This window comes from Pseudomonas sp. AK106, assembly GCF_053903055.1.
In genome coordinates this window covers 2722320-2748769 of sequence record NZ_CP096426.1, presented here as the reverse complement: position 1 = coordinate 2748769, position 26450 = coordinate 2722320, and the positions used below count along the sequence as shown (strand labels likewise).

General features: G+C 63.2%; 18 protein-coding genes. 10 read left to right on the top strand and 8 right to left on the bottom strand.

The features are described 5' to 3' along the window. Positions 1-28: 28 nt before the first annotated feature. The 4 genes from M1E04_RS12330 to M1E04_RS12315 form a co-directional block, all read right to left on the bottom strand. A complete protein-coding gene (locus M1E04_RS12330) occupies positions 29-3124 on the bottom strand; it encodes an MdtB/MuxB family multidrug efflux RND transporter permease subunit (RefSeq protein ID WP_296306343.1) in 3096 nt (1031 codons plus the stop codon). Then, positions 3121-4461 carry an MdtA/MuxA family multidrug efflux RND transporter periplasmic adaptor subunit gene (locus tag M1E04_RS12325; RefSeq protein ID WP_192131994.1) on the bottom strand — a complete coding sequence of 447 codons (1341 nt, stop codon included), beginning with the start codon at positions 4459-4461 and terminating at the stop codon, positions 3121-3123. Before M1E04_RS12325 ends, M1E04_RS12330 begins: the two co-directional genes overlap by 4 nt. A gap of 197 nt (positions 4462-4658) precedes the next feature. Further along, positions 4659-5159, bottom strand: coding sequence for a thiol peroxidase (gene tpx / locus M1E04_RS12320; protein WP_192131756.1), 501 nt, complete (start codon positions 5157-5159; stop codon positions 4659-4661). An 87-nt stretch (positions 5160-5246) separates the two neighbouring features. After that, positions 5247-6176 carry a LysR family transcriptional regulator gene (locus M1E04_RS12315; protein ID WP_296306340.1) on the bottom strand — a complete coding sequence of 310 codons (930 nt, stop codon included), beginning with the start codon at positions 6174-6176 and terminating at the stop codon, positions 5247-5249. 126 nt (positions 6177-6302) lie between these two features. Between M1E04_RS12315 and M1E04_RS12310 the strand changes: the two genes are divergently transcribed. After that, positions 6303-7298, top strand: a complete 996-nt coding sequence (locus M1E04_RS12310; protein WP_296306338.1) for an aldo/keto reductase — start codon at positions 6303-6305, stop codon at positions 7296-7298. 106 nt (positions 7299-7404) lie between these two features. Here the strand turns inward: M1E04_RS12310 and M1E04_RS12305 are convergent, their stop codons facing one another. The 3 genes from M1E04_RS12305 to M1E04_RS12295 all read right to left on the bottom strand — a co-directional run bounded on the left by M1E04_RS12305 (position 7405) and on the right by M1E04_RS12295 (position 13541). Further along, entirely contained in the window at positions 7405-11025 is a 3621-nt protein-coding gene (locus tag M1E04_RS12305; protein ID WP_456293187.1) for a translocation/assembly module TamB domain-containing protein, read from the bottom strand. A gap of 68 nt (positions 11026-11093) precedes the next feature. Beyond that, a complete protein-coding gene (locus tag M1E04_RS12300) occupies positions 11094-12824 on the bottom strand; it encodes an autotransporter assembly complex protein TamA (RefSeq protein WP_192131762.1) in 1731 nt (576 codons plus the stop codon). 66 nt (positions 12825-12890) lie between these two features. Next, positions 12891-13541 (bottom strand): GNAT family N-acetyltransferase, encoded by a 651-nt coding sequence (locus M1E04_RS12295; protein WP_456293094.1) that lies wholly within the window; start codon positions 13539-13541, stop codon positions 12891-12893. A gap of 221 nt (positions 13542-13762) precedes the next feature. On the opposite strand from M1E04_RS12295, the gene xthA reads away from it, so the two are divergent. Both xthA and M1E04_RS12285 read left to right on the top strand, forming a co-directional pair. Next, positions 13763-14575 (top strand): exodeoxyribonuclease III, encoded by an 813-nt coding sequence (gene xthA, locus M1E04_RS12290; RefSeq protein WP_456293093.1) that lies wholly within the window; start codon positions 13763-13765, stop codon positions 14573-14575. 139 nt (positions 14576-14714) lie between these two features. Beyond that, positions 14715-16061: a substrate-binding domain-containing protein gene (locus M1E04_RS12285; RefSeq protein WP_456293092.1), complete on the top strand. Its 1347-nt coding sequence runs from the start codon at positions 14715-14717 to the stop codon at positions 16059-16061. A 52-nt stretch (positions 16062-16113) separates the two neighbouring features. Here the strand turns inward: M1E04_RS12285 and M1E04_RS12280 are convergent, their stop codons facing one another. After that, on the bottom strand, positions 16114-17346 hold the full coding sequence (locus tag M1E04_RS12280; protein ID WP_369317843.1) for an acyl-CoA dehydrogenase: 1233 nt from the start codon (positions 17344-17346) through the stop codon (positions 16114-16116). A 157-nt stretch (positions 17347-17503) separates the two neighbouring features. Here M1E04_RS12280 and M1E04_RS12275 point away from each other — a divergent pair, with 157 nt between their 5' ends. The 7 genes from M1E04_RS12275 to M1E04_RS12245 all read left to right on the top strand — a co-directional run bounded on the left by M1E04_RS12275 (position 17504) and on the right by M1E04_RS12245 (position 26325). Further along, positions 17504-18448, top strand: a complete 945-nt coding sequence (locus M1E04_RS12275) for a LysR family transcriptional regulator (protein ID WP_456293091.1) — start codon at positions 17504-17506, stop codon at positions 18446-18448. Positions 18449-18680: 232 nt separating this feature from the next. Then, positions 18681-19061, top strand: coding sequence for a MerR family transcriptional regulator (locus M1E04_RS12270; RefSeq protein ID WP_065990595.1), 381 nt, complete (start codon positions 18681-18683; stop codon positions 19059-19061). A gap of 54 nt (positions 19062-19115) precedes the next feature. Further along, positions 19116-20015: a hydroxymethylglutaryl-CoA lyase gene (locus M1E04_RS12265; RefSeq protein WP_456293090.1), complete on the top strand. Its 900-nt coding sequence runs from the start codon at positions 19116-19118 to the stop codon at positions 20013-20015. 689 nt (positions 20016-20704) lie between these two features. After that, positions 20705-21868, top strand: coding sequence for an isovaleryl-CoA dehydrogenase (locus tag M1E04_RS12260; RefSeq protein ID WP_065990591.1), 1164 nt, complete (start codon positions 20705-20707; stop codon positions 21866-21868). A gap of 16 nt (positions 21869-21884) precedes the next feature. Further along, positions 21885-23492, top strand: a complete 1608-nt coding sequence (locus M1E04_RS12255) for a carboxyl transferase domain-containing protein (RefSeq protein ID WP_456293089.1) — start codon at positions 21885-21887, stop codon at positions 23490-23492. Positions 23493-23509: 17 nt separating this feature from the next. Beyond that, positions 23510-24361: a gamma-carboxygeranoyl-CoA hydratase gene (locus M1E04_RS12250; RefSeq protein WP_456293088.1), complete on the top strand. Its 852-nt coding sequence runs from the start codon at positions 23510-23512 to the stop codon at positions 24359-24361. Beyond that, positions 24361-26325 carry an acetyl/propionyl/methylcrotonyl-CoA carboxylase subunit alpha gene (locus tag M1E04_RS12245; protein WP_456293087.1) on the top strand — a complete coding sequence of 655 codons (1965 nt, stop codon included), beginning with the start codon at positions 24361-24363 and terminating at the stop codon, positions 26323-26325. Before M1E04_RS12250 ends, M1E04_RS12245 begins: the two co-directional genes overlap by 1 nt. Positions 26326-26450 lie beyond the last annotated feature (125 nt).

Here is a 26450-nt window from a genome sequence, read left to right as displayed (position 1 = left end):
TTGAAGCTTGAGGCTTGCAGCTGGCCGGTCATACCGCCACCTCGGTTTTCTCGTTGCGCTGGAACCGGCGCCCCAACCGATCAAAGTACAAATAGATGACCGGCGTGGTGAACAGCGTCAGGACCTGGCTGACCAGCAAGCCGCCGACCATCACCAGACCCAGGGGCTGGCGCAGCTCGGCCCCGGAGCCTGAGGCGAACATCAGCGGGATCGCACCGAACAGTGCCGCCAGGGTGGTCATCAGAATCGGGCGGAAACGCAGCAGGGCCGCTTCGTAGATCGCGGTCTCCGGGTCGATGCCGCGGTTGCGTTCGGCGTCGAGGGCGAAGTCGATCATCATGATCGCGTTCTTCTTGACGATGCCGATCAGCAGGATGATGCCGATGATGGCGATCATGCCCAGGTCATTGCCGCTGAGGATCAGCGCCAGCAGCGCACCGATGGCCGCCGACGGCAGGGTGGACAGAATGGTGATCGGGTGGATGTAGCTCTCATAGAGCACGCCCAGCACGATGTACATGGTGATCACCGCCGCCAGCACCAGCAGCAGCGTGCTGGACAGCGAGGCCTGGAAGGCTTCGGCTGCGCCCTGGAATTCCGTCTGCACGCCGATCGGCATGCCGATGTCTTTCTGCACCTGCTCGATGACTTCCACGGCCTTGCCCAGCGCGACGCCCGGCGCCAGGTTGAACGACATCATCACCGCCGGAAACTGGCCGATGTGGGCAATCGCCAACTGCGCCTGACGTTGTTCGACCCGGGCCAGGCTCGACAGCTTGACCTGCCCGCCGTCGGTGGTCTTGACGTGAATCTGTTCCAGCGCCTCGGGCCCCAGCTCACTGCGCGAGTCGGCCTGCAACACCACCCGGTACTGGCTGGCCTGGGTGTAGATGGTGGAAATCTGCCGCTGGCCGAAGGCGTCATACAGCGCGTCGGTGATGTTGGCGACGGTCACGCCCAGCCGACTGGCGGCATCGCGGTCGATGTTGAGAAACACCTGCAGACCCTTGTCCTGCAAGTCGCTGGCGACATCGGTCAACTCCGGCCGCTGAGCCAGCGCCTCCACCAGTTTGCCGCTCCACAGATTGAGCAGGTCGGCGTCCGGCGAGGACATGCTGAACTGGTACTGGGTGCGGCTGACCCGGTCCTCGATGGTGAGGTCCTGCACCGGCTGCATGAACAGGCGGATGTCCGACAGCTGATCGACTTCGGGCTGCAGGCGCTGGATCACTTCGGACGCCGTCACATCCCGCTCGCTATGGGGTTTGAGGTTGATCAGCATCCGACCGCTGTTGAGGGTCGCATTGTCACCGTCGACGCCGATGTACGACGACAGACTGGCGACCGCAGGGTCCTTCAGGATGATTTTCGCCAGGGCCTGCTGGCGCTGGCTCATGGAGGCGAACGACACCGACTGGGGCGCTTCGGAAATGCCCTGAATCACACCGGTGTCCTGCACCGGAAAGAAGCCCTTGGGCACGGCCAGATACAGCAATACCGTGATTCCAAGGGTGGCGATGGCGACCAGCAGGGTCAGCGGCTGATGCTTGAGCACCCACTGCAACTTGCGCCCGTAGGCGGCCACCAGCCAGTCGATCCACGCGCCGCTGGCCCGGTAAAAACGGCCCTGCTCTTCTTCTTTCGGCTCACGCTTGAGCAAGCGCGCGCACATCATCGGCGTCAGCGTCAGGGACACGACGAGGGAAATCAGGATCGCCACGGCCAGGGTGATGGCGAACTCGCGGAACAGCCGCCCGACCACATCGGCCATGAACAGCAGCGGAATAAGCACGGCAATCAGTGAGATGGTCAGCGAGATCAGCGTGAAACCAATCTGCCGGGCGCCCTTGAGCGCCGCCTGCAACGGCGTCTCGCCCTCCTCCAGGTGCCGGGAAATATTCTCCAGCATGACGATGGCGTCATCGACCACGAAACCGGTGGCAATGGTCATCGCCATCAACGTCAGGTTGTTGACCGAAAAGCCGGCCAGGTACATCACGCCGAAGGTGCCGATCAGCGACAGCGGCACGGCCACCGAGGGAATGATCGTCGCGCTGAAGCGCCGCAGAAACAGGAAGGTCACCAGCACCACCAGCACGATGGAAATCATCAACTCGTGCTGCACGTCGCTGACCGACGCGCGAATGGTCTGGGTGCGGTCGGTGAGCACGGTGACGTCAAGCCCGGCGGGCAGATTCTCGGTGATGCTGGGCAGCAGCGCCTTGATCCGGTCGACCACGTCGATCACGTTGGCGCCTGGCTGACGCTGGATGTTCAGCAGCACGGCCTGGTTCTCATTGGCCCACGCGGCAAGGCGATCGTTTTCGGCGCCGTCGACGATCTCGGCGACGTCCTTGAGTCGCAGCGGGCCGCCGTTGTTGTACGCCAGAATCAGGTTGGCGTATTCCTCGGGGGATTTGAGCTGGTCATTGGCGTCGAGCATCGACACCCGCGTCGGGCCGTCGAAATTACCCTTGGGCGTGTTGACGTTGGAGGCGCTGACCAGCGTCCGGACGTCCGCGAGGTTCAGGCCGTTGGCCGCCAGTGCGTCGGCGTTGACCTTGATCCGCACCGCCTGACGCTGGCCGCCGGCGATGGTGACCATGCCCACCCCGCTGATCTGCGCGATCTTCTGCGCCATGCGCGTGTCGACCAGATCATTGAGTTTGGGCAGCAGCATGGTTTTCGACGTAATGGCCAGGGTCAGCACCGGCGTGTCGGCCGGGTTGACCTTGTTATACGTCGGGGGCGCCGGCAGGTCGCTCGGCAGCAGGTTGGTCGCGCCGTTGATAGCCGCCTGCACCTCCTGCTCGGCGACGTCCATGTTGATGTCGAGGCTGAAACGCAGGGTGATGACCGAGGCCCCGCCGGAACTGGTCGAGGCCATCTGGGTCAGGCCCGGCATCTGCCCGAACTGGCGCTCAAGGGGCGCGGTCACGGCACTGGTCATCACTTGCGGACTCGCGCCGGGGTACAGCGTCATCACCCGAATGGTCGGGTAATCCACCTGCGGCAGCGCCGACACCGGCAGCAGCGTGTACGCGATCAGACCGGCCAGCACGATGGCGAGCATGCTCAGCGTGGTGGCGACCGGCCTGAGGATGAACAGGCGTGACAGGTTCATACGTTGCCTTTCTTCGCGGTCTCGGTACCCGCTGACTCACCGGGCTCCTTCGAGGGCTTGCCCTGCAACTGCTGACCCGGCGAGGCCGGCACGTCCTTGCTGTCGTTGACCACGTCCACCGCACTGCCGTCTTTCAGGCGGTCGGTGCCTTCGAGCACCACACGGTCGCCGGCCGCCAGACCTTCGGTAATCACCGTGGCGTTCTCGTCGCTTGGCCCGGTCTTGAGGGCGCGAATGCGCACGGTCTTGTCGCCGTCCATCACGTACACGAAGGTGCCGTTAACGCCGAACTGCACCGCGGCCGACGGCACCAGCACCACGTTTTTCAGGGTATTGGCCAGCAGGCGTGCGTTCACGAACTGATTGGGGAACAGCGCTTCGTTGTCGTTATCAAACCGCGCCTTGAACTTCAACGTGCCGGTGGTGATGTCGATCTGGTTATCGATGCTGGCGAGCACGCCGGTGGCCTGGAGCTTCAGGTCGCCACGGTCCCACGCCTCGACCGGCAACTTGCCGCCGCTGCGGTAACGGCTCAGCACCTCGGCGAGGTCTTTTTCCGGAAGCGTGAAGTTGACAGTGATCGGTTTGGTCTGGGTGATCACCGCCAGGGCGGTGGTGTCGTTGGCAGCGACCAGATTGCCGACGTCCAGCTGGCGCAGGCCGATGCGGCCCGAGATCGGCGCCCGGATCTGCGAGAACTCCAGGTTGAGCTTCGCGTCGCCCACGGCTGCCTGATTGGTCTTGATCGTCCCCTGGTACTGGCCGACCAGGGATTCGGCGGTGTCCAGGGTTTGCTTGGCGATGCTGTCTTCTTTGTACAGGCCCCGATAACGCTGTACGTCGAGTTGAGCATTCTTGAGCAGCGCCTGGTTCTGCATCAGCGTGCCTTCAGCCTGTTGCAGCGCGATCTGGTAGCTGCGCGGGTCGATCACCGCCAGCAAATCGCCGGCCTTGACCTGCTGGCCTTCCTGGAAATTGATCTTCATCAATTCGCCTGCCACGCGGCTGCGCACGTTGATCGTGTTCAGCGCGGTCACAGTGCCAAGGGCTTTGTAGTAAATGGGGAAGTCGCCGGTGTTCGCGACTGCGACCCGCACCGGTACCGGGGCGGTGGAGCCGCCGAACCCGGGACGCTTGGCCACCGCCTTGCCGTTGCCGCCGCTGCGGCTTGCGCTGGCCTGGGCCTGATCGCCTTTCTGCGCCGTGGCGTTCGGTTGCGACGCGGATCCCGGCCAGAAGCGCCAGCACAGGCCAGCGACGATCAACAGAACCAACAGGCTTATCAGCCAGCGACGGGAATTACGGGGGCCAGACAATTGCATGGATAAATCAACCAGTGTGCGCGTGAGCGTCTTCGGGAGGCTGAACAATAAGCATAGAGTCCGGCAAGGCAAAGGGGCTTTACCGGCAATTTACCTAGTGCTTACTCGGAATAAGGTGCTGACGTACCCATAAAAAACGGCCTGAGGGTGTCAGGCCGCCTGGATGTTGCCGGGTAATGCCGTCGACTGATGGCAATACGCCGCTTGCCAGCTTACTTCAATACGGCCAGCGCCGCGTCGTAGTTCGGCTCCTGGCCGATCTCCGGTACCAGTTCGCTGTGCAGCACCGTGTCGTTTTCGTCCAGCACCACGACAGCACGGGTGGTCAGCCCCACCATCGGCCCGTCGGCGATGGCAACGCCATAGTCCTGCATGAACTGCGCGCCGCGCATGGTCGACAGGTTCTTCACGTTTTCCAGACCTTCGGCGCCGCAGAAACGCGCCTGGGCAAACGGCAGGTCGGCGGAGATGCACAGCACAACGGCGTTGTTCAGCTCGTTGGCCTGGGCATTGAACGTGCGGATGGAGGTGGCGCAGGTCGGGGTGTCGACGCTCGGGAAGATGTTCAGCACCTTGCGCTTGCCGGCGAAGGTTTCCAGGGTTGCGTCGGACAGATCGGCCGCCACCAGTTTGAAGGCCGGCGCCTTGCTGCCGACGGTCGGCAGTTCGCCGCTGATCTGTACCGGAGAGCCTCTACGAGTCACTTGTGGCATGAGCTGAGTCCTTGTTTGAGTGGCATTCAAGGGCGGAAGTTAACCATGAAAAAGCGTGGCAACCTACCGCCAGAAACGATTTTATTGTCAGGAAACGGGGTGCATTACCGGTTTGTCCATCAGCCCCGGGCGGGCGCAGACGTCCACTACCCAGTCGACGAATACCCTCACCCGCCGCGACGTCTGCCGGTGTGCCGGGTACAGCGCGGTCAGGGGCAACAGCGGTTGTTCGACATCGCCCAGCACTTCGATCAGCTCGCCGCGGCGCAACGATTCGGCGACGTGGTAGTACGGCGTCTGCACCAGTCCGTACCCTGCTCTGCACGCCGCGAGGTAGCCATCGGCGCTGTTGGTCGCCAGGGCCTTGGGCAGGTCGGGCGCCTGAACTCGGCCATCAATGACGAACTCAAGCCCATAGCGTTTGTGGGTGGTGGAAGAGAAGTATTCGATGATCTGGTGGTGCTGCAGATCGGCCAGGGAGAGCGGCGTGCCCCTGCGCTGCAGATACCCGGGACTGGCGCACACCACCTGGCGCATGTGAGCGAGCGGTCGCGCCACCAGCGACTGATCGAGGGGCTCCCCGCCACGTATCACGCAGTCGTAGCCCTCCCGGATAAGGTCCACGGGACGATCGTTCATGCCCACTTCCATTGCCAGCCGGGGATAACGCTCGGTGAACTCTGGCAGCAGCGGCATGATGATCAGTCGGCCGATGCCCGACGGCATGTCGACTCGCAGCACGCCTTCCGGGTCCCGGGCCACCGAAGAGAACAACGATTCGGCCGCTTCAAGCTCGTTCAGCACGCTGACGCAGCGGTGGTAATAGGCCTGACCGTCCGGCGTCGGCGTCACCTGCCGCGTGGTGCGCATCAACAACTGCACGCCCAACTGTGCCTCCAGCTGCTTGATCAGAATGGTCACCGACGCCCGGGGCATGTGCAGGCTGTCGGCGGCCCTGGCGAAACCGCCCAGCTCGACAATGCGCGTGAAGGCCCGCATCGCGTTGAATTTATCCATGGCTTGTCACGGTTCCGCTGAGAGATTGTTTAGAAATTACCAATAGTGAAAGCACTTTTAGCCGGTTTATCCCGACGCTGTCGAGGCGCAAGAATGGTGGTCCTCTTGATCGACAAGGCATCCATCATGCAAACGCGTCAACTTGGCAAAAACGGCCCGCAGGTCTCGGCCCTGGGCCTGGGCTGCATGGGCATGACCGACTTCTATACGACGGGCGGCAACGCCGACGAAGCCATCGCCACCCTGCACCGGGCGCTGGAGAGGGGCGTCACCCTGCTGGACACCGCCGATATGTACGGCCCCCACACCAATGAGGAACTGCTGGGCAAGGCGCTGGCTGGCAAGCGGGATCAGGCGTTCATCGCCAGCAAGTTCGGCATCGTGCGTACGCCAGGCGACGCCGGCGCGCGCGGGGTCAATGGCAGTCCCGAATACATCCGCGCCGCGATCGATGACACGTTGCAGCGTCTGAAAATCGACACCCTGGATCTGTATTACCAGCACCGCATTGATCCCGGCGTGGCGATCGAAGAGTCCGTTGGCGCCATGGCCGAGCTGGTCAAGGCAGGCAAGGTGCGCTTTCTCGGCTTGAGCGAGGCGTCGGCAAGCACCCTCGAACGCGCGCACAAGGTTCATCCCATTGCCGCCCTGCAGACCGAATATTCACTGTGGAGCCGCGAGCCGGAAGAAAACGGCGCGCTCGACACGTGCCGCCGGCTGGGCATTGCGTTTGTGCCGTACAGCCCGTTGGGGCGCGGTTTTCTGACCGGCGCACTGAAGAGCCCGGACGACTTCGCCGCCGATGACTATCGCCGCAGCAGTCCGAGGTTCCAGGGCGAGAACTTCGCCAAAAACCTGCTGCTGGTGAAGAAGGTGGAACAACTGGCGGCAGAAAAAGGCATTACCGCCGGCCAGCTGGCGTTGGCCTGGGTCCTCGCCCAGGGCAATGACGTCATTCCGATTCCCGGCACCAAGCAGCGCAAATACCTGGAAGAGAACGTCGCTGCGCTGGACGTGACCCTCAGCGCAGCAGAGTTGCAGGCGCTGAAAGACCTGTTCCCGGTTAACGCTGTCGCAGGCGGCCGTTATCCCGATGCGGCGATGAAGCTGGTCAACGGGTAAGCGGGTAACGCTCTCCAATCATCGCTGCGTCTTCGATGAACCCCGGCCTGTTAGCGGCGACACTCCGCCGCCAGCAGGCCCTGTCCCGCCCCGTTTCGCCGGGTTGTCAGAAGTCCCGCTTGTAGAAGATGTCCAGCGAACTCGCCACACCGCCCGCGACCTCCAGGTACACCTTCTTGCTCAGCAGGTAGCGCAAGGTCAGGGTGTTGGCCGGCTCGAACACCCCCACGCCGTAACGCAGGCTGAGCTTGTCGGTGATCTTGCCGCTGGCGACCACCGCCGTTTTGTCGCCGCTGCCCGAGGTGTCCAGATCGAAATCCTGAATCCCCAGCCCGGACGCCAGCTTGCCCGCCGTCGACGAACCGCCCGCCAGGCCCAATGCCAGCGCCGCCTGGGCGACCATGTTGCTGTCTTCGCCGTTGGTGCTCAGCGGACGGCCCAGCACCAGATACGAGAGCGCCTGCTCCTGACTCATGGCCGGTTCGGAGAACACCGTGGTGGTCGGCTGTTCGGCGCTGCCGCTCAGGCGAATGCCGGCGATCACGTCGTCGGTCTGGCGGATGGCTTCGATGTCCAGATACGGCTGGTCGACCGGTCCTGCGAACAGCAGGCGCGCCTTGCGAATGGTCAGGCGCTGGCCGTAAGCGCGGTAGCGGCCTTCGTTGAGGTTCAGCTCGCCGCGGGTGTCCATGTTGTCGCCGATGTGCACGTGGCCGACCAGATTCGCAGTCAAACCGAAGCCGCTGAAACTCAAGGTCTCCTGGCCCACTTCGACGTTCACATCCATGGCGATGGCCAAGGGGGTTTTGCCCTGTTCGGTCTGCTGGCCCACGATCACGGTGTCATCAGAGACTTTCACCGTTGAAGGCGGCAGCTGGCGCACCGTGATCTCGCCTTTCGGGATCAGCACCTTGCCGGATACCGCGAGCCTGTCGCCCTGCAGGGTAATCTTCAGGTCCGGCGCCGCTTCCAGCTTTGCGTACGGTTCAACGGTGATCGGCAGGTGCGTGCCCTTCAGGTCAACGTCGACATCCAGCGCATTGGCCCAGGCCACATGCCCGCCAATGCTGCCTTGACCCGTCGTGCCGCTGCGCCAGTTGCCGGTCAGATCAACGCGCTCGCCGGCAATCAGGGCCTGCACATTGAGCTTTTCAAGACTCACCGGCAATTCGGGACCCGAGACTTCGGCGTCGTTGAGCGTCACGTTGCCGTTGACCTGAGGCGCCAGCAGGCCGCCCGAGATCCGCCCGCTGCCGTTGAGCTTGCCGTTGAGCTTTTCCACCATGGGCACAAACGGCCTTGCGACCGACACGTCCAGGCCGCTGAGGGTGAAGTCGCCGGTCACGGGCTTGTTCCTGGCGATCGGATCGATGCTCAGCCGCGCCAGCAGTTCACCGAGCTTGCCGCCACGAAAATCGAAGCTGGTGTCGACTTTCTTCGGGGTCAGGCTGCTGGTCAGCTTCAGCGTGTCGTAGGGGAAGTCCAGCCACTGGTTCTTGTCCTTGACCCGCAGCGTCCCGCCACTGGCGTCGATGACCACCTGGCCATTGGGGCCGGCAGCGGGAACGTCCAGCTGGATGTCGGCATTCAACGCGCCCTTCCAGGCGAAATCCTTGGGCAGCCACTGCGCCAGGCTTTCCAGCGGGAAGCGCTTGAGGTGGTAGCGCAGGCGCGGTTCGGGCATCAGGCGCTGATCTTCGCCGCACAGGCTCGCAGGCCCCGACACCCAGCAATGGGCACCGAAGTTGACCTTGCCGTCGGCCAGGCGCTCCAGCTTGGCCGGCTGTTGCAGCTTCCAGTCCTGCCCGCCGCTCTGGATGTCGCCGCTGGCAAGACGCCCGCGCCAATTACCTTTGTCCAGATTGCCATCCAGCGCCAGGGCCAGTTTGAGCAGCGGCCCTTTGAGATCGAGTTTGACTTGCTGACGCTTGATGTCGCCCTGGCCATTAACCGTCAGCGCGCCCAGCGCCGTGTCGCCGGCCTGAATGCCGGAGGTCTTCAGGTCGAGGGTGGCGCGCTGGGCGCTGTCGAGCCTGGCGGCCAAGGTCAAGCTCTGCAGCGTGTTCGCCTGGAACGCCAGTTGCGTGCCTTGCAAGGCCAGTTGCCCCTGGGGCGCCTGTACCGTACCGGCGACGTCGAGGCGCCCTTTCATCTGGCCTTGCAGGCCAGGCCATAGCTGACCCAGTCGCGCCAGGTTGATGTCCAGCTGGCCGGCGATTTTCTGCTGAAGGCTTCCTGTGCCCTGAATCCGGTTGTCGCCCAGGCGGATGTCCAGGGCGTTGAGGTTCCATTTGTTGTCGGCGCCATCGGCCTTGGCCTGCAGCACCGCGGGCTGACCGCGCAGGCGCCCCTTCAGGTCCAGATCGGCGTTCAGCGTGAGTTGCTCGTTGCGCATTGAACCCTTGCTGCGCAGCGGACCCGCCAGGGAGCCCGGCAATTCCGCGACCCAGTAAGCGGGATCGATGGCGCTGAGATCCAGTGCCGTGTCCCAGGCGATGCCGTCGGCAAATTGCAGATTCAGGTGACCGCTGGCCTTGCCCTGCCCGGCTGCCAGCTCAAGTTGAGGCAGGAAGATCTCCTGCAGATCGCCGCTGAAGGGGCTCTGCAACGTGAATGGACCCGCCGGGCCCTTGAAGTCGCCGGCGAAATGGCCGAGGTATTTGCCGTCGGTGTAGGACACTTCCCCGGTGAACGTATGCACGCTGACCTGGGGCTCGTCGATCAACGGGTACAGGCGATGCCAGGGAAAGTCGAGCCAGTCGATTTTCGCATCGGCGCGCAGGCCCTGTTGCCAGTCCAGCTTGCCGCTCGCCTTGAGGCGCTGGTTGTCGCTGGCGGTCAGATCGAGCGCCGCAATGTCCGCGCCCTTGGCGTCGACCCGGCCTTGTAATGCCAGCGCCACCGGGCCTTTTTCCGCCGGAAGGCTGGCGTTGCCGGTGATGGCGTAGCCTTGAACAAGATCGCCCTTGGCGTTGAGCATCAGATGATCGAGCTGCAACGTGTCCGGCAGATCAGCGCTGGGCTTGAAGTTGTCGCTGGTGATGGCGATGTCCGCCGGCAGGTTCTCCACCAGCGGTTGCAACTGCCCGACGAGCGTGGCGTCGATGTAGCCCTTGCTCTGCGCGTTGAGGGTCAAAGTCTTGAGCAGGTCCCCTTGAATGTTCAGCGCCAGTGACAACGGCTGACCACTGACGTCGGGTAGCTTCAGCTGTCCTTCGGCGGTCAACGGCCAGTTACCCTCGGGTTTGAGCAGGCCCGACAGGTCAAGGGCGATGTCATCACGACCGGCGTGCAGCCAATCGATCTTCAACCCTTCAGCGGTCCAGTGCGCCGCCAGCCGCACGTCGCGAACCTGTTCGGTGCCGTCCAGATGAAGACTGCCGATCTGCACGCGCCCCAGTTGCAGGGCCAGCGGCAGCTTGAGGTCCGGCAGCGTGATCGGGCCGCTGGCTGCCTCGTCGCTGGAGGGCGGAAACTGCAGCCTGATGTCGCCCGTCTGCAGGTTGTCGATGCACAGCGTCATGCGCGCGAGGCACGCGGGTGACCAGTCGAAAACCGGTGCGTCGACTTCGACCTTGCTCTGGCCTTGCTGCCAGACCAGGTGATCCGCCTGCCACGCGCCGCCCAGACGACCGGAAAACCCTTCGACCGTCAGGCCCGGCACCCACCCGAGGGCCCAACGGCTGCCGCTTTGCGTACCGAGGAGGATGGTGGCCGTCAGCACCATCAAAATGATCAGCGACAGCAGCGTAATCGCCGTGATTGCCGCGGTGCGTTTCAACAAAGCCAGCTTCGTCACAGTTCAGGTCCCATCGAGAAGTGCAGACGAATACCGCCGTCTTCATCCAGCGCGTGGGCGAGGTCGAGGCGCAGCGGCCCCACCGGCGACACCCAGCGCACGCCAATGCCGACGCCGGTTTTCAGGCTCGGCAGGTCCAGTGAATTGAACGAGTTGCCCTGATCGACGAACGCCGCCACCCGCCATTTTTCGGCGATCGAGTATTGGTACTCGGCGCTTCCGGCGATCATGTAACGGCCGCCGATCTTGTCACCGTCGGAGTTCTCCGGGGACAGCGATTGGTAGTCATAGCCGCGCACGCTCTGGTCGCCACCGGCAAAAAAGCGCAGGGATGGCGGGATCGACTTGTAGCCGTTGCTGGCGCTGCCGCCAACCTGCACACGCCCGAGGAAGCGGTGGTTCTGCGCCACGGTGGTCAGCCCTTTGAGCATCACCGTGCCGTGCAGCAGGTTGGCGTCAGAACCCAGCCCTTCCTTGGCGACCTGGGTGTCGAACCGCAGCCGGTAGCCGTTGTGCGGGTCGATGCGGTTGTCGCTGCGCAGGTACGAATAGCTGACGCCGGGCATGAGCAAGGTGCTGAGACCTTCGTCGTTGCCCAGCCGGTATTCTTCGCGTTGCCACTTCAGCGATATCACGCGCTCCCAGCCGCTGGGCAGTTTGCTGTGCCATTCGGGCCCGACGGTCAGCAGTTTGCTGAGGCTGTCGGTGTCGGCGATTTCTTCATATTGATAGCCACCGGCAAAACGCAATTTGTCGGTCAGGGGCGGGTCCAGCGGGATGTCGTAGAACAGGCCGACGTTCTGCCGAGGGGCGGAGATTTCCGCCTCGGCGCCATAACTGTGGCCCTGGGGATTGACCCAGTGGCGCGTCCAGTTGGCCTTTACCCGTGGGCCGACGTCGGTCGAATAGCCGACGCCCAGCCCCATGGTCCGCGGCTTGCGGGTCTGCAACTGCACGTCGACCGGAATGACCTGGGCCTGGGCATCGGTGGGCGATGCGTTGACCCGAACGCCTTCGAAATAGCCGCTCGACTGCATGGCCTGGTTGAGTTCGGCGATCAGTTCGGAGTCGTAGGGCGTGTCTTGTTTGAACGGCACCATGCGCCGCAGCAAGTCTTCATCGAATGGCGCGTCGCCGCTGAAGGTCACTTTGCCAAGGGAGAAACGCGGCCCGCTGTCGTAGACCAGTTCGATGTCGGCGACACCGGCGCGCGGGTCGACGGAAAGGCGCTGGGTCACGAACCGGCCCTTGAAAAAGCCGTAGCGCGCCGCCTGGGTTTCGATCAGGTGCTTGGCGTCCTCGTAGACACCATGGTTGAGCACCGCGCCGGGCTTCAGGGCGTCACCCTTCGGCACCCGGAAGCTTTTAAGCTGGGTCGCCTGCCCGGTCACGCGGATGGAAACGTTGCGCAGGTGCACAGGCTCGCCGGCCTGAACCTTCAACAGCAGTTGCAGGTTGTTGTCGACGTGGCGGACTTCGCTGTCAATCTGCGCCTGATAATAGCCAAGGGCCTGAGCGGCTTTTTGCGCCTGCTCGACGGCCCCGACGCTGAAGCGTTCGAGCGCTGGCTCGTCGCGCTCGCCGAGGCTGCCCACATACCCTTCGATGTTGGACTTGAGCGCGGCATTGGACGGCTTGACCCGGACTTCCAGCTGCGCATCGGCAAACGCCGCGCAACTGGACAACATCAGGAGAAAGCCACTGGTGTATCGATGGGGAAACTTCATAGGCGCGAATGCTACACGAGCGACGCGGGCTGCTGGAACCCGCGGAAATGGAGAAGCGTGCGCGGCTCAGGCCACAGAACCCAATGAAACCTGCGGATTTGGGTGGAAAAAGATGTGTTCGCGGACAGGTCCTACTGCCACCTCACCGATTTCCTCATAACCCTGTCGGTTATAGAACTCCAGATAATCGCCATTGCCGGTGTCGAGGACGATGCCCTGGGAATTTCTGTCCTGGGCACACCAGTCATGCAACGCCAGGAGCAACCGCTCGCCGTAGTGCCGCCCCTGGAAGTCGGGATGGACGCCGAACAACGGCAGGACATGCACCGCTTCCGAAGGCACGCAGGCCAGCACGGCGTGGTAGTACTCCAGATAGCGCTGGGTGCAGCGCAGGCCGGTGGTCATCAACATGCGAATGCGCCAGGCCCAGCTTTCGGTGATGCCCAGCCGCCGCTGCGGAGGCGCAATCAGGACAACGCCGACCAGGCGGTCCGCCACGAACAGCCCCAACGCCGGCAGGTCCTGCAGATAGTGCTGTTTGACCAGCGCACGAATGGTCGCCTTGACCCGATGGTCGTAGCCGGAGCGGCCGGATTCGAAGAGATAAGCAAAACTCGGCTCTTGGCGGTAGGCGAGGTACAGCAGCGCGCGGGTTTCGCGGGAGTAGCCGCTGTCGAGCTGACGGATCTCCGCCGTTTCGCTAGGCAGTTCAGGCATGGTGTGCGTCCTTTTGATGAGCCCCGGGGCGGCCGCTCGGGTGCTTGACTTCAAGGCTTCGAGTCGCCGCCCGCCAGCGCAGTTCCCGCGACGTGGCCGCCGATCAGAAATGCGCACAGCGCAACCGCCATCGCACACAGCGACTCTGACGCTGGCCGCGGCCGGGCAGGTCGGCTAGCATCGCCGTTTGTATTTGTAAGGAGCTGCCAGGAGCGCCGCCCATGAAAATTGTGTCTTTTAATATCAACGGCCTTCGCGCCCGACCGCATCAACTGGCGGCGTTGATCGAGAAACATCAGCCCGACGTCATTGGCCTGCAGGAAACCAAGGTCTCCGACGAGCAGTTTCCCCAGGCCGATATCGAAGCGCTGGGTTACCACGTGCACTTCCACGGTCAGAAAGGTCACTACGGCGTCGCCCTGCTCTCTCGTCAGCCGCCGCTGTCGATCCACAAGGGCTTCGACAACGACGACGAAGAGGCCCAGCGCCGTTTCATCTGGGGCGCATTCGCTGATCGCAACGGCAATCCGGTCACGGTCATGAACGGCTATTTCCCACAAGGCGAAAGCCGTGATCACCCGACCAAGTTCCCGGCCAAGCTGCGCTTCTATGCAGATCTGCAGAACCTGCTGGAAACGAAATTCAGCAACGACCAGCCGCTGGTGGTGATGGGCGACGTCAACATCTCCCCGGAGGACAGCGACATCGGCATTGGCGCCGACAACGCCAAGCGCTGGTTGAAAACCGGCAAGTGCAGCTTCCTTCCGGAAGAGCGCGAGTGGCTCGGCAAGCTGAAGAACTGGGGCCTGGTGGACAGCTTCCGTCACTTGTACCCGGAAGTGGTCGATCAGTTCAGCTGGTTCGACTATCGCAGCCGCGGCTTTGAAGACGAGCCCAAGCGTGGCCTGCGCATCGACCTGATCCTCACGTCCCATGGCCTGCAACCGCGCATCAAGGCGGCGGGCGTGGACTACCATTTGCGGTCGATGGACAAGCCTTCCGACCACGCGCCGATCTGGCTTGAGCTGGAATAATCGAGCCATCACAGGTGAGCCGCGCGGCGCCCTGCCCGCGGCTTCATCGTCCGAGGCGCTATAAGCCGCGGGCTGTCATCTGCGCGTCATTGGCCTGTCTTATTCTCCGGCCACCTCCACTCCTATAAAGATGCCGCACATGCTGCGCACCCGTGTTTTCATTTTGCTCGCTTCACTCTTCGCTTTTTCGGTAAATACACACGCCGCTGCCCTGCCCGCGCCCAGTGACGGCTCGCCGGCCTTGCGCATTCAGGGCTCGAACACGATTGGCGCGCAACTGGGGCCGGCGCTGGTCAAAGGCCTGCTGGCGCAGCAAGGCGCACAGTCCATTCAGGAACAAGCGGGCGCGCACCCCAACGAGCGGCGTATCACCGCCCAGTTGCCGTCCGGCCAGAATGTCAGCATCGACATTGCGGCACACGGATCGAGCACAGGTTTCGTGGCCCTGAAGGACGGCTTGGCAGATGTAGCAGCCTCCTCCCGCCCCATCAAAAACAGCGAAGCCATGGAGCTGTCAGCCTTGGGCGACTTGCGCAGCCATCAGGCCGAGCAGGTCATCGCCATCGACGGCGTTGCGGTGATTCTCCATCCCGGCAACCCGCTGCGAGAGCTGAGCACAGTGCAACTGGCGAAAATCTTTGCCGGGGAGGTCCGCGACTGGGAGCAATTGGGCGGCACTGCCGGGGCCATTCATTTATATGCGCGGGATCAGCAGTCGGGCACCTTCGACACCTTCAACGAGCTGGTGCTGGCCAAGTCCGGCAAGACGTTGTCGAAGGAGTCCCGGCGGTTCGAGTCCAGCGAGGAATTGTCCGATCAGGTCAGCCAGGACCGCCAGGGCATCGGTTTCATCGGCCTGCCCTACGTCCGGCAGGCCAAGGCCGTGGCGATCATCGATGGCGAGTCCAAACCGATGCTGCCCACGGTCAGCCTGATCGCCACCGAAGACTATCCGCTGTCACGCCGTCTGTATTTCTACCTGCCGCCTGAGGCGAAGCAGCGCTGGGCCAAGGCGCTGGTGCGGTTCGCCCAGAGTCCGCAGGGACAGTCCATCGTGGCGCAAAACGGGTTTGTGGCGCAGACGGTGCAGGCGGTAAAAGTGCGGGCGACGACGCAGATGCCGCTGGCGTATCAAAATCTGGCGCGGGAGGCCGAGCGGCTGTCGGTGAATTTCCGTTTCGCCCAGGGCAGCGCGACCCTCGACACCAAGGCCATGCTTGATCTCAAGCGCGTGGTCTACTACCTGAAGGCCCATGACAAGCTGGATCAGAAGGTCACGCTGGTGGGATTTGGCGATGCCAAGAGCGACCCGGCGCGAGCGCAGTTGCTGTCCAGACTGCGCGCGATGGCAGTGCGCCGGGAGTTGCTGAAACATCAGGTGGTGCTGCGTGAAGTGCGCGGCTTCGGCGACGAAATGCCGGTGGCGACCAATGACGGCGATGAAGGCCGGATCAAGAACCGCCGGGTGGAGGTGTGGGTGGAGTGATGCGGTTCAAGCCCGCCAGCACTGTACGGCTTACTGGCGACGTCGTGGTCGGTCACCGATGTTCGCTGCGCATCATCTCCTTGGGCACGTACTTGCCAATCTCGAATTTGCCGATCGCCGCGCGGTGGACTTCGTCCGGGCCGTCGGCCAGGCGCAGGGTGCGCTGCATGGCGTACATGTAGGCCAGCGGGAAATCGCCGGACACCCCCGCACCGCCATGCATCTGGATCGCCCTGTCGATCACCCGCAGAGCGACGTTCGGCGCGACCACTTTGATCTGCGCGATCTCGCTCTTCGCCACCTTGTTGCCTACGGTGTCCATCATGTAGGCCGCTTTCAGGGTCAGCAGCCGGGCCATGTCGATTTCCATGCGCGAGTCGGCGATCTTGTCGATATTGCCCCCCAGTCGCGCCAGCGGCCGGCCAAACGCAGTGCGCTGCACCGAGCGTTTGCACATCAGTTCCAGCGCGCGCTCCGCCATCCCGACCGAGCGCATGCAATGGTGAATTCTGCCCGGGCCAAGGCGACCCTGGGCGATCTCGAAACCACGTCCTTCACCCAGCAGGACGTTTTCGTACGGCACGCGCACGTTTTCGAACAGCACTTCGGCGTGACCGTGGGGCGCATCGTCGTAGCCGAACACCGGCAGCGGCCGCAGGATTTTTACCCCTGGCGTGTCAGTCGGCACCAGGATCATCGAATGCTGCTGATGACGCGGGCCGTCCGGGTTGCTCAGGCCCATGAACACCATGATCTTGCAGCGCGGGTCGCAGGCGCCGGAGGTCCACCATTTGCGGCCGTTGATGACCCACTCATCGCCATCACGCACTGCGGTCGCGGCCATGTTGGTGGCATCCGAGGACGCCACGTCGGGTTCGGTCATCGCAAACGCCGAGCGAATCTCGCCGCGCAGCAAAGGTTCCAGCCACCGTTCCTTCTGCGCCTCACTGGCGTAGCGCACCAGCACCTCCATGTTGCCGGTGTCCGGCGCCGAACAGTTGAACGGCTCCGGGCCGAGCAGCGAGCGGCCCATGATCTCCGCCAGCGGCGCGTACTCGAGATTCGACAGCCCTGCCCCGCATTCGGATTCCGGCAGGAACAGGTTCCACAGCCCCTCGGCCTTTGCCTTCGCCTTGAGCGCCTCCATGATCGCCGTCGGCTGCCAGCGGTCGCCTTCGGCCACTTGGCGCTCGAACACGGGCTCGGCCGGGTACACGTGAGTGTCCATGAAGGCCGTCACGCGCTCGCGCAGTGCCTGAACCTTGGGGGAGTAAGCGAAATCCATGGGGCGGCTGCCTTCTATGAGGTGTTGTCAGGTCGTGAGCCGATGCTAGATCAGCGCCCCCCATTTATCTAACCTATTCTCGGCGTGTATAAACATTCATAACCGATATATGATTCGGCGCATTCCAAACAACAAGAACTGCACGAGGCGCACAGCAATGAACCTGAGCAAGGTCGATCTCAATCTCTTTATTGTGTTTGACGCCATCTACACCGAAGCCAATCTGACCCGCGCCGGTCAGATCGTCGGCATCACCCAGCCTGCGGTGTCCAACGCCCTGTCGCGCCTTCGCGAAACCTTCAACGATCCACTGTTCGTGCGCACCGCCCAGGGCATGGTGCCCACCCCGATGGCGCAGAACATCATCGGCCCGGTGCGCAACGCCCTGTCGCTGCTGCGGGTGTCGGTGCAGGAGAGCCGGATTTTCAATCCGCTGCAGGCCAACAAGAATTACCGCATCAGCATGACCGACCTCACCGAAGCGGTGATTCTGCCGGCACTGTTCCAACGGCTGCGGCGCCTGGCGCCCGCCGTAACCATCGAAAGCTTTCTGTCCAAGCGCCGGGAGACGACCAAGGAACTCGCGGCGGGCCGACTGGATTTCGCCGTAGATGCGCCGTTGAATACCGACCCCCAGGTGCGCCACGTCAAGTTGATGGAAGACCGCTACGTGTGCGCCATGCGCCGTGGCCACCCGCTGGCGAACAAGGAGGCCATCAGCCTGGATGACTACCTCGGCGTCGCGCACATTCATATTTCCAGCCGGCGCAGTGGCTTGGGTTATGTGGATCTGGCGCTCGGAAAAATGGGTATCAAGCGTAAGGTGGCGTTGCGTTCGCAGCATTACCTGATGGCCTCGCAGGTGTTGCAGCAAACCGACATGGTGATGACCGTTCCCGAGCGCTTCGCCCGGCGCAATGACCTGCATTTCGTGCACCTGCCGGTCAACGACGTGCCGACCGTGGAAACCCACCTGTACTGGCACGAAAGCACCGATCAGGACCCCGCCAACCGCTGGATGCGTGAGCAGATCATCGAACTCTGCCAATTGGTGACTGCGCAGGAGCGCAAGTTGGGCAAGACCCTTGAAGCAGTGAAGTGAAGGTTCAGCGGCGCCTGCGGTCAACGTAGGACCGGCTTTAGCCGGGAAGAGGCCCCTGCGGACACCATCCATTGTGCGGTGTGGCTGCTGGCCCTTTCCCGGCTGAAGCCGGTCCTACATTCAAAACGCCGTCCTACGATTGGCAAAAGCTGTCCAGTGTTTGATAACGCCCTTGACGTTAACGTAAAGCCCCACTTACGTTACGCCCAGGCCTTCCGTATCGAGCACTGCCATGACCGCCACCACCTACAGCATTTCCGACCTCGCCCGCGAGCTGGACATCACCACCCGCACCATCCGCTTCTACGAAGAACAAGGCATGCTCAGCCCCGAACGCCGGGGGATGGAGCGGGTGTATTCGGCCCGTGACAAGGTCACCCTCAAACTCATTCTGCGCGGCAAGCGCATCGGCTTCTCTCTCGCCGAATGCCGCGACCTCATCGGTCTGTACGACCCCGACGGCGGCAACCACAAACAATTGAGCACCATGCTGGAAAAAATCGCCGAGCGTCGCGCGCAGCTGGATCAGCAGCTTCTGGACATTCAACAAATGCAACTAGAACTCGACACAGCAGAAGAACGCTGCAAGGCCGCACTGGAAATATCCAGCTGATTCAGTCCCATAGAACAACAACCTAAAGCCAAATCTTTCAGGAACGATGCCGCTATGTCTCTCCCTCAACGTGTGCGTCTGGTTGAAGTCGGCCCTCGGGATGGCCTGCAGAACGAATCCCGCCCGGTCAGCGTCAGCGACAAGCTGCAACTGGTGCACGACCTCGCCGATGCGGGCGTCAGCTATATCGAAGCGGGCAGTTTCGTGTCGCCGAAATGGGTGCCGCAGATGGCCGGCTCCGCTGAACTGTTCGCCGGCATCCAGCCGAAGGAAGGCGTGACCTACGCCGCGCTGGCACCCAACTTGCGCGGATTCGAAGACGCGCTGGCAGCGGGCGTGAAAGAGGTCGCGGTATTCGCCGCCGCCTCGGAATCGTTCTCCCAGCGCAACATCAACTGCTCGATCAGCGAGAGCCTGGACCGGTTTGTGCCGATCATGGAAGCCGCGCGCCTGCACGGCATCAGCGTTCGCGGCTACGTGTCGTGCGTACTGGGTTGCCCCTATGAAGGTGACATTTCACCGAAGCAAGTGGCGTCAGTCGCCAACGAGCTGTTCGCCATGGGCTGCTACGAGGTCTCCCTGGGCGACACCATCGGCACCGGCACGCCGGGCGCCACCCGCACGCTGTTCGACGTGGTCGCCGGACAAATCCCCCGGGGCAAGCTGGCCGGGCATTTCCACGACACCTACGGCCAGGCGTTGGCCAACCTCTACGCCAGCCTGCTGGAAGGCATTCACGTGTTCGACAGCTCCGTGGCCGGCCTCGGCGGGTGCCCCTACGCCAAAGGCGCGACCGGCAACGTGGCCAGCGAGGACGTGGTTTACCTGCTGAGCGGCCTCGGCATTGAGACGGGTATCGATCTGGACAAGCTGATTGCAGCCGGTCAGCGCATCAGCGACACCCTCGGTCGGGCAAATGGGTCACGGGTGGCGAAGGCACGCCTGTCGGCCTGATGTGCGACAACTTGTCACACAGTGTTACCCTGCCCGCCATCGTGTTCAGGGAAACGGGTAACACGGAAACACCTGGCGACAGATTCAGCAGTGAATCAAGGCCGGTGAAATCCGCAAAGCCCCGCAAACCGGGAACTCTGAAAAGTTGGCATGGCTTCTGCTATGTCTTACGTACAACAAAAATAACAAATGCAATGACCCAATAAAAACAAGACGTATCGGCTCTGACATAACAAGAACAACACGGACAGAGACGCAGCTAACTGATTTTTTTGGAGTGGATCGCTCTACTTGAGGCCTTGGCCTCACGACCGGACTGAGAACAATAAAACTGCGTTCAGGCAGCTACCAGACGAGTCGGATCAAAAGATCGAAGCGGATCAGCGCTCAAAAAAATACGTTTGCTCTTGGCCCCGCTTGGGGGTCGCTCAGAAAAGCAAAAGAAGCTGGCTGCCAAAAACAACAACAGGCCACTTACTAATAAAAACGAGCATGCAATCGAACTTGAAGGGGAGCCCAGGCTCCCCTTCGTGCTATTCGTCATTCGTAAACCTCCCCTCCCGATTATCCCCAGCGATAGCACTTCATCGTCGTTGACATCACCACGACTGCAGGCTTACGTTAACGTAAAGGTGACGCAGTTTCTTTTCCCCCTGTCAGCCCTCCAATAACAACACGGGATGCAGTCCATGAATTACCCCACGCTCAATTTCGGCCTCGGCGAAACCCTCGACATGCTGCGCGACCAGGTGCGCGCCTTCGTGGCCGCCGAGCTTGCCCCGCGTGCCGCACAGATCGACAAAGACAACCTCTTTCCCGCCGACATGTGGCGCAAGTTCGGCGACATGGGCCTGCTGGGCATCACCGTCGATGAGCAGTACGGCGGCGCAGGCCTGGGCTACCTGGCCCATGTCATCGCCATGGAAGAAATCAGCCGGGGTTCTGCCTCAGCGGCACTGTCCTACGGCGCGCATTCCAATCTCTGCGTCAACCAGATCAACCGCAACGGCACCCCCGAACAGAAAGCCCGCTACCTGCCCAAGCTGATCAGCGGCGAGCACGTGGGCGCCCTGGCGATGAGCGAACCCAACGCCGGCTCCGACGTGGTCTCGATGAAGCTGCGCGCCGACCGTCGGGGCGACCGCTTCGTGCTCAACGGCAGCAAGACCTGGATCACCAACGGCCCTGACGCCAACACTTACGTGATCTACGCCAAGACCGACCTGGAAAAAGGCGCCCACGGCATCAGCGCGTTCATCGTCGAACGCGACTGGCACGGCTTCTCCCGAGGCAACAAATTCGACAAGCTCGGCATGCGCGGCTCCAATACCTGCGAGCTGTTCTTCGATGACGTCGAAGTGCCGGAAGAAAACCTGCTCGGCGCGCTCAACGGCGGCGTGAAGGTGCTGATGAGCGGCCTGGATTACGAACGAGTCGTGCTCTCGGGCGGGCCGGTCGGGATCATGCAGGCGTGCATGGACGTCGTCCTGCCTTACATTCACGACCGCAAACAATTCGGCCAGAGCATCGGCGAGTTCCAGCTGATCCAGGGCAAGGTCGCCGACATGTACACCCAGCTCAACGCCAGCCGCGCCTACCTGTATGCGGTGGCCCAGGCCTGCGAGCGCGGCGAGACCACGCGCAAGGACGCCGCCGGGGTGATCCTCTACGCCGCCGAGCGCGCCACGCAATTTGCCCTGGACACCATCCAGATTCTCGGCGGCAACGGCTACATCAACGAATTCCCCGCCGGACGACTGCTGCGCGACGCCAAGCTCTACGAGATCGGCGCCGGGACCAGCGAAATCCGCCGCATGCTGATCGGGCGTGAGCTGTTCAACGAAACCCGCTGACAGCGCCGGAGGCCCCATGACCACTCTGCACACCCAGATCAACCCGCGTTCGCCGGAATTCGCCGCCAACAGCGAGGCCATGCGCAAGCAGCTCGACGCTCTGCACAACCTGCTCGACCACGTTCAGCGCGGCGGCGGTGCCAAGGCGCAGGAACGCCACACCTCCCGGGGCAAACTGCTGCCCCGGGAGCGGATCAACCGCCTGCTGGATCTCGGCTCGCCCTTCCTCGAACTCAGCCAGCTCGCCGCCCATGACGTGTACGGCGAAGACGTCCCGGCTGCTGGGCTGATCGCCGGGATCGGTCGGGTCGAAGGCGTCGAATGCATGATCATCGCCAACGACGCCACGGTGAAAGGCGGCACCTACTACCCGCTGACCGTGAAAAAACACCTGCGCGCCCAGACCATCGCCCAACAGAATCGCTTGCCGTGCATTTACCTGGTGGACTCCGGCGGCGCCAACCTGCCCCGCCAGGACGAGGTGTTCCCCGATCGCGAGCACTTCGGCAGGATCTTCTTCAATCAGGCCAACCTGAGCGCCGAGGGCATCGCCCAGATCGCCGTGGTCATGGGTTCCTGCACCGCCGGCGGCGCCTATGTGCCGGCCATGGCCGACGAAACCATCATGGTCCGCGAACAAGCGACCATCTTTCTCGCCGGGCCGCCGCTGGTGAAAGCCGCCACAGGCGAAGTGGTCAGCGCCGAAGACCTTGGCGGGGCCGATGTGCACTGCAAGGTCTCCGGGGTGGCCGATCACTACGCCGACAGCGATGACCACGCCTTGGCGCTGGCCCGGCGCTGCGTGGCCAACCTGAACTGGCGCAAGCTCGGCCAGTTGCAGACCCGCCAACCCCAGGCGCCGTTATATGGGGATGACGAGCTGTACGGCGTGATCCCGGCAGACGCCAAGCAGCCGTTCGACGTGCGCGAAGTCATCGCGCGGCTGGTGGACGGTTCGGTGTTCGATGAATTCAAGGCGCTGTTCGGCACCACGCTGGTGTGCGGCTTCGCCCATCTGCACGGCTACCCGATCGCCATCCTCGCCAACAACGGCATTCTCTTCGCTGAAGCCGCGCAGAAAGGCGCGCACTTCATCGAACTGGCCTGCCAGCGCGGCATTCCGCTGTTGTTTCTGCAGAACATCACCGGCTTCATGGTCGGCCAGAAGTACGAAGCCGGGGGCATCGCCAAGCACGGCGCCAAGTTGGTGACTGCCGTGGCGTGCGCGAACGTGCCGAAGTTTACGGTGATCATCGGCGGCAGTTTTGGCGCGGGCAACTACGGCATGTGCGGCCGCGCTTATGACCCGCGCTTTCTGTGGATGTGGCCCAACGCGCGGATCGGCGTCATGGGCGGCGAACAGGCCGCAGGCGTGCTGGTGCAGGTCAAGCGTGAACAGGCCGAACGCAGCGGCCAGACGTTCAGCGCCGAGGAGGAAGCGGCGTTGCGCCAGCCGATCCTCGATCAGTACGAGCATCAGGGCCATCCCTGGTATTCCAGCGCCCGGCTGTGGGACGACGGTGTCATTGACCCCGCCCAGACCCGCGACATTCTCGGCCTGGCCATCAGCGCCTCGCTCAACGCCGCCATCGAACCGACCCGCTTCGGCGTGTTCCGGATGTGACCCGAGAGAATCGCCCCATGAATGATTTCGCCACCCTCGACATCGCCCTCGACCCACGCGGGTTCGCCACGCTCTGGCTCAACCGGCCGGAGAAAAACAACGCCTTCAACGCGCAGATGATTCGCGAACTGATCATTGCCCTGGATCAGCTGCAGCGGGACGACAGCCTGCGGTTTCTGCTGGTGCGCGGACGCGGCCGACACTTCAGCGCCGGTGCCGATCTGGCCTGGATGCAGGAGTCCGCCAACCTCGACTACAACACCAACCTGGGCGACGCCCGCGAACTGGGCGAGTTGATGTACAACCTCGCCAAGTTCAAGGCGCCGACCCTCGCCGTCGTGCAAGGCGCGGCCTATGGCGGCGCACTGGGCCTGATCAGTTGCTGCGACATGGCCATCGGCGCCGATGACGCGCAGTTCTGCCTCTCGGAAGTGAAGATCGGCCTTGCTCCGGCGGTGATCAGCCCGTTCGTGGTGCAGGCGATTGGCGAACGTCACGCGCGACGCTACGCGCTGACCGCCGAACGTTTCGACGGCACCCGGGCGCGGCAGATCGGCCTGTTGGCCGAGTGTTACCCCGCTGCCGAGCTGGAACAGCACCTGGAACACTGGATCGCCAACCTGATGCTCAACAGCCCCCAGGCCATGCGCGTCAGCAAAGACCTGCTGCGCGAAGTCGCCGACGGTGAGCTGACCCCTGCCCTGCGCCGCTATTGCGAGAACGCCATTGCCCGCATTCGCGTCAGCGCCGAAGGCCAGGAAGGTCTGCGCGCGTTTCTGCAAAAGCGCGAACCGGCCTGGCGCGGCGAGCCGCGCACGCTATCCCAACCGCTGCAAGGCCCGCGGCCCCCACAAGGAGAGTCGCACTGATGAGCGTCCCGCACATGCAACCACTGAATTCGGTGCTGATCGCCAACCGTGGCGAAATCGCCTGCCGCGTCATGCGCACGGCCAAGGCCATGGGCCTGACCACCGTCGCCGTCCACAGCGCCACCGACAGCAACGCGCGGCACGTCCGTGAGGCGGACATCGCGGTGAACCTCGGGGGCAGCAAGCCCAGCGAAAGCTATCTGCAAATCGACAAGCTGATCGAAGCAGCCAAAGCCAGCGGCGCCCAGGCCATCCATCCCGGTTATGGGTTTCTCTCGGAAAACGCAGGTTTTGCCCGCGCGGTGGAACAGGCCGGCCTGATTTTCCTTGGCCCGCCCGCCTCGGCCATTGACGCCATGGGCAGCAAATCAGCGGCCAAGTCGCTGATGGAAACCGCTGGCGTGCCACTGGTGCCCGGCTATCACGGCGATGCTCAGGACGCCGCGACCTTCCGCGAAGCCGCCGCCCGGATCGGTTACCCGGTGCTGCTCAAGGCCACCGCCGGCGGTGGCGGCAAGGGCATGAAGGTGGTCGAGCGCGACGAGGATCTGGCCGAAGCGCTGGCGTCCGCGCAACGTGAGGCGCAGTCGTCGTTCGGCGACTCGCGCATGCTCGTCGAAAAGTACGTGCTCAAGCCGCGCCATGTGGAGATTCAGGTCTTTGCCGACCAGCACGGCCACTGCCTGTACCTCAACGAGCGCGACTGCTCGATTCAGCGCCGTCACCAGAAGGTCGTCGAAGAAGCCCCGGCGCCGGGCCTGACACCGCACATGCGTCAGGCGATGGGCGAAGCGGCGGTGCGCGCGGCACAGGCGATCGGCTACGTCGGCGCCGGCACGGTGGAGTTTCTGCTGGACGCCCGGGGCGATTTCTTCTTCATGGAAATGAACACGCGCCTGCAGGTCGAGCACCCGGTGACCGAGGCAATTACCGGGCTGGACCTGGTGGCCTGGCAGATTCGCGTGGCCCAGGGTGAGCCGCTGCCGATCACCCAGGCCGAAGTGCCGCTGAACGGCCACGCGATTGAGGTGCGGCTGTATGCGGAAGATCCGGCCAACGACTTTTTGCCCGCCACCGGGACGCTGACGCTGTATCGCGAATCATCTGCGGGGCCGGGGCGTCGCGTCGACAGCGGCGTGGCAGAAGGCGACGAGGTCTCGCCCTTCTATGACCCGATGCTCGGCAAACTGATCGCCTGGGGCCAGACCCGTGAACAAGCGCGCTTGCGATTGCTGGCGATGCTCGACGAATTTGCCATCGGCGGTTTGCGTACCAACCTCGGGTTTTTGCGCCGCATCATCGCCCACCCGGCCTTCGCCGACGCGGAACTGGACACCGGCTTTATCCCTCGCTATCAAGAGGATCTGCTGCCAGCGGCCGAGGGTTTGACAGAGGAATTCTGGCAGGTGGCGGCGCAGGCATACCTGAGCACCGCGCCAGTGACGGTCAGAGCCGACGACGCCCATTCGCCCTGGTCGGCCCGCACCGGGCTGCGCCTGGGCGGCCCAAGCGAAGTGACGTTGCACCTGGCGTGTGGCGCAGAGTCTCGAAGCATGGTGTTGCGAAGTGACTCCCAGCAGGGCGTTCGGCTGAACGGCGAGCATTTGCTGATCGAGCAGGACGGCGTGCGCCGGCAGACCCTTGCGATCCGCCGGGCTGACACGCTTTACCTGCAATGGCAGGGCGATGTGCATGGGATCCGCCCGGTTGACCCGATTGCCGACGTGGATTCAAACCACGGCCACCACGGCGGCCTCACCGCCCCCATGAACGGCAGCATCGTTCGGGTGTTGGTCGGCGTGGGCGAACAGGTGCAGGTCGGCACTCCGCTTGTGGTCCTGGAAGCGATGAAAATGGAACACAGCATCCGCGCGAACACCGCCGGCACCGTGACAGCGCTGTATTGCAGCGAAGGTGAGATGGTCAAGGAAGGGACAGTGCTGGTGGAGTTGGCCGCTGAATAAATGTCAAAACCCCGGTGGGATCGGGCGTGAACTCGAATGTAGGACCGGCTTCAGCCGGGGAGACGTCAGGTGGCGCACCGCAAAATCGATGGCGTTCACAATGGCCTCTTCCCGGCTAAAGCCGG

Coding starts and splice junctions, on each gene's coding strand:
- M1E04_RS12330 (WP_296306343.1), bottom strand. CDS start 3,124: ATGAACCTGTCACGCCTGTTCATCCTCAGGCCGGTCGCCACCACGCTG.
- M1E04_RS12265 (WP_456293090.1), top strand. CDS start 19,116: ATGTCTCTCCCTCAACGTGTGCGTCTGGTTGAAGTCGGCCCTCGGGAT.
- M1E04_RS12315 (WP_296306340.1), bottom strand. CDS start 6,176: ATGGATAAATTCAACGCGATGCGGGCCTTCACGCGCATTGTCGAGCTG.
- M1E04_RS12285 (WP_456293092.1), top strand. CDS start 14,715: ATGCTGCGCACCCGTGTTTTCATTTTGCTCGCTTCACTCTTCGCTTTT.
- M1E04_RS12280 (WP_369317843.1), bottom strand. CDS start 17,346: ATGGATTTCGCTTACTCCCCCAAGGTTCAGGCACTGCGCGAGCGCGTG.
- M1E04_RS12260 (WP_065990591.1), top strand. CDS start 20,705: ATGAATTACCCCACGCTCAATTTCGGCCTCGGCGAAACCCTCGACATG.
- M1E04_RS12310 (WP_296306338.1), top strand. CDS start 6,303: ATGCAAACGCGTCAACTTGGCAAAAACGGCCCGCAGGTCTCGGCCCTG.
- xthA (WP_456293093.1), top strand. CDS start 13,763: ATGAAAATTGTGTCTTTTAATATCAACGGCCTTCGCGCCCGACCGCAT.
- M1E04_RS12270 (WP_065990595.1), top strand. CDS start 18,681: ATGACCGCCACCACCTACAGCATTTCCGACCTCGCCCGCGAGCTGGAC.
- tpx (WP_192131756.1), bottom strand. CDS start 5,159: ATGCCACAAGTGACTCGTAGAGGCTCTCCGGTACAGATCAGCGGCGAA.
- M1E04_RS12255 (WP_456293089.1), top strand. CDS start 21,885: ATGACCACTCTGCACACCCAGATCAACCCGCGTTCGCCGGAATTCGCC.
- M1E04_RS12250 (WP_456293088.1), top strand. CDS start 23,510: ATGAATGATTTCGCCACCCTCGACATCGCCCTCGACCCACGCGGGTTC.
- M1E04_RS12300 (WP_192131762.1), bottom strand. CDS start 12,824: ATGAAGTTTCCCCATCGATACACCAGTGGCTTTCTCCTGATGTTGTCC.
- M1E04_RS12245 (WP_456293087.1), top strand. CDS start 24,361: ATGAGCGTCCCGCACATGCAACCACTGAATTCGGTGCTGATCGCCAAC.
- M1E04_RS12295 (WP_456293094.1), bottom strand. CDS start 13,541: ATGCCTGAACTGCCTAGCGAAACGGCGGAGATCCGTCAGCTCGACAGC.
- M1E04_RS12275 (WP_456293091.1), top strand. CDS start 17,504: ATGAACCTGAGCAAGGTCGATCTCAATCTCTTTATTGTGTTTGACGCC.
- M1E04_RS12305 (WP_456293187.1), bottom strand. CDS start 11,025: ATGGTGCTGACGGCCACCATCCTCCTCGGTACGCAAAGCGGCAGCCGT.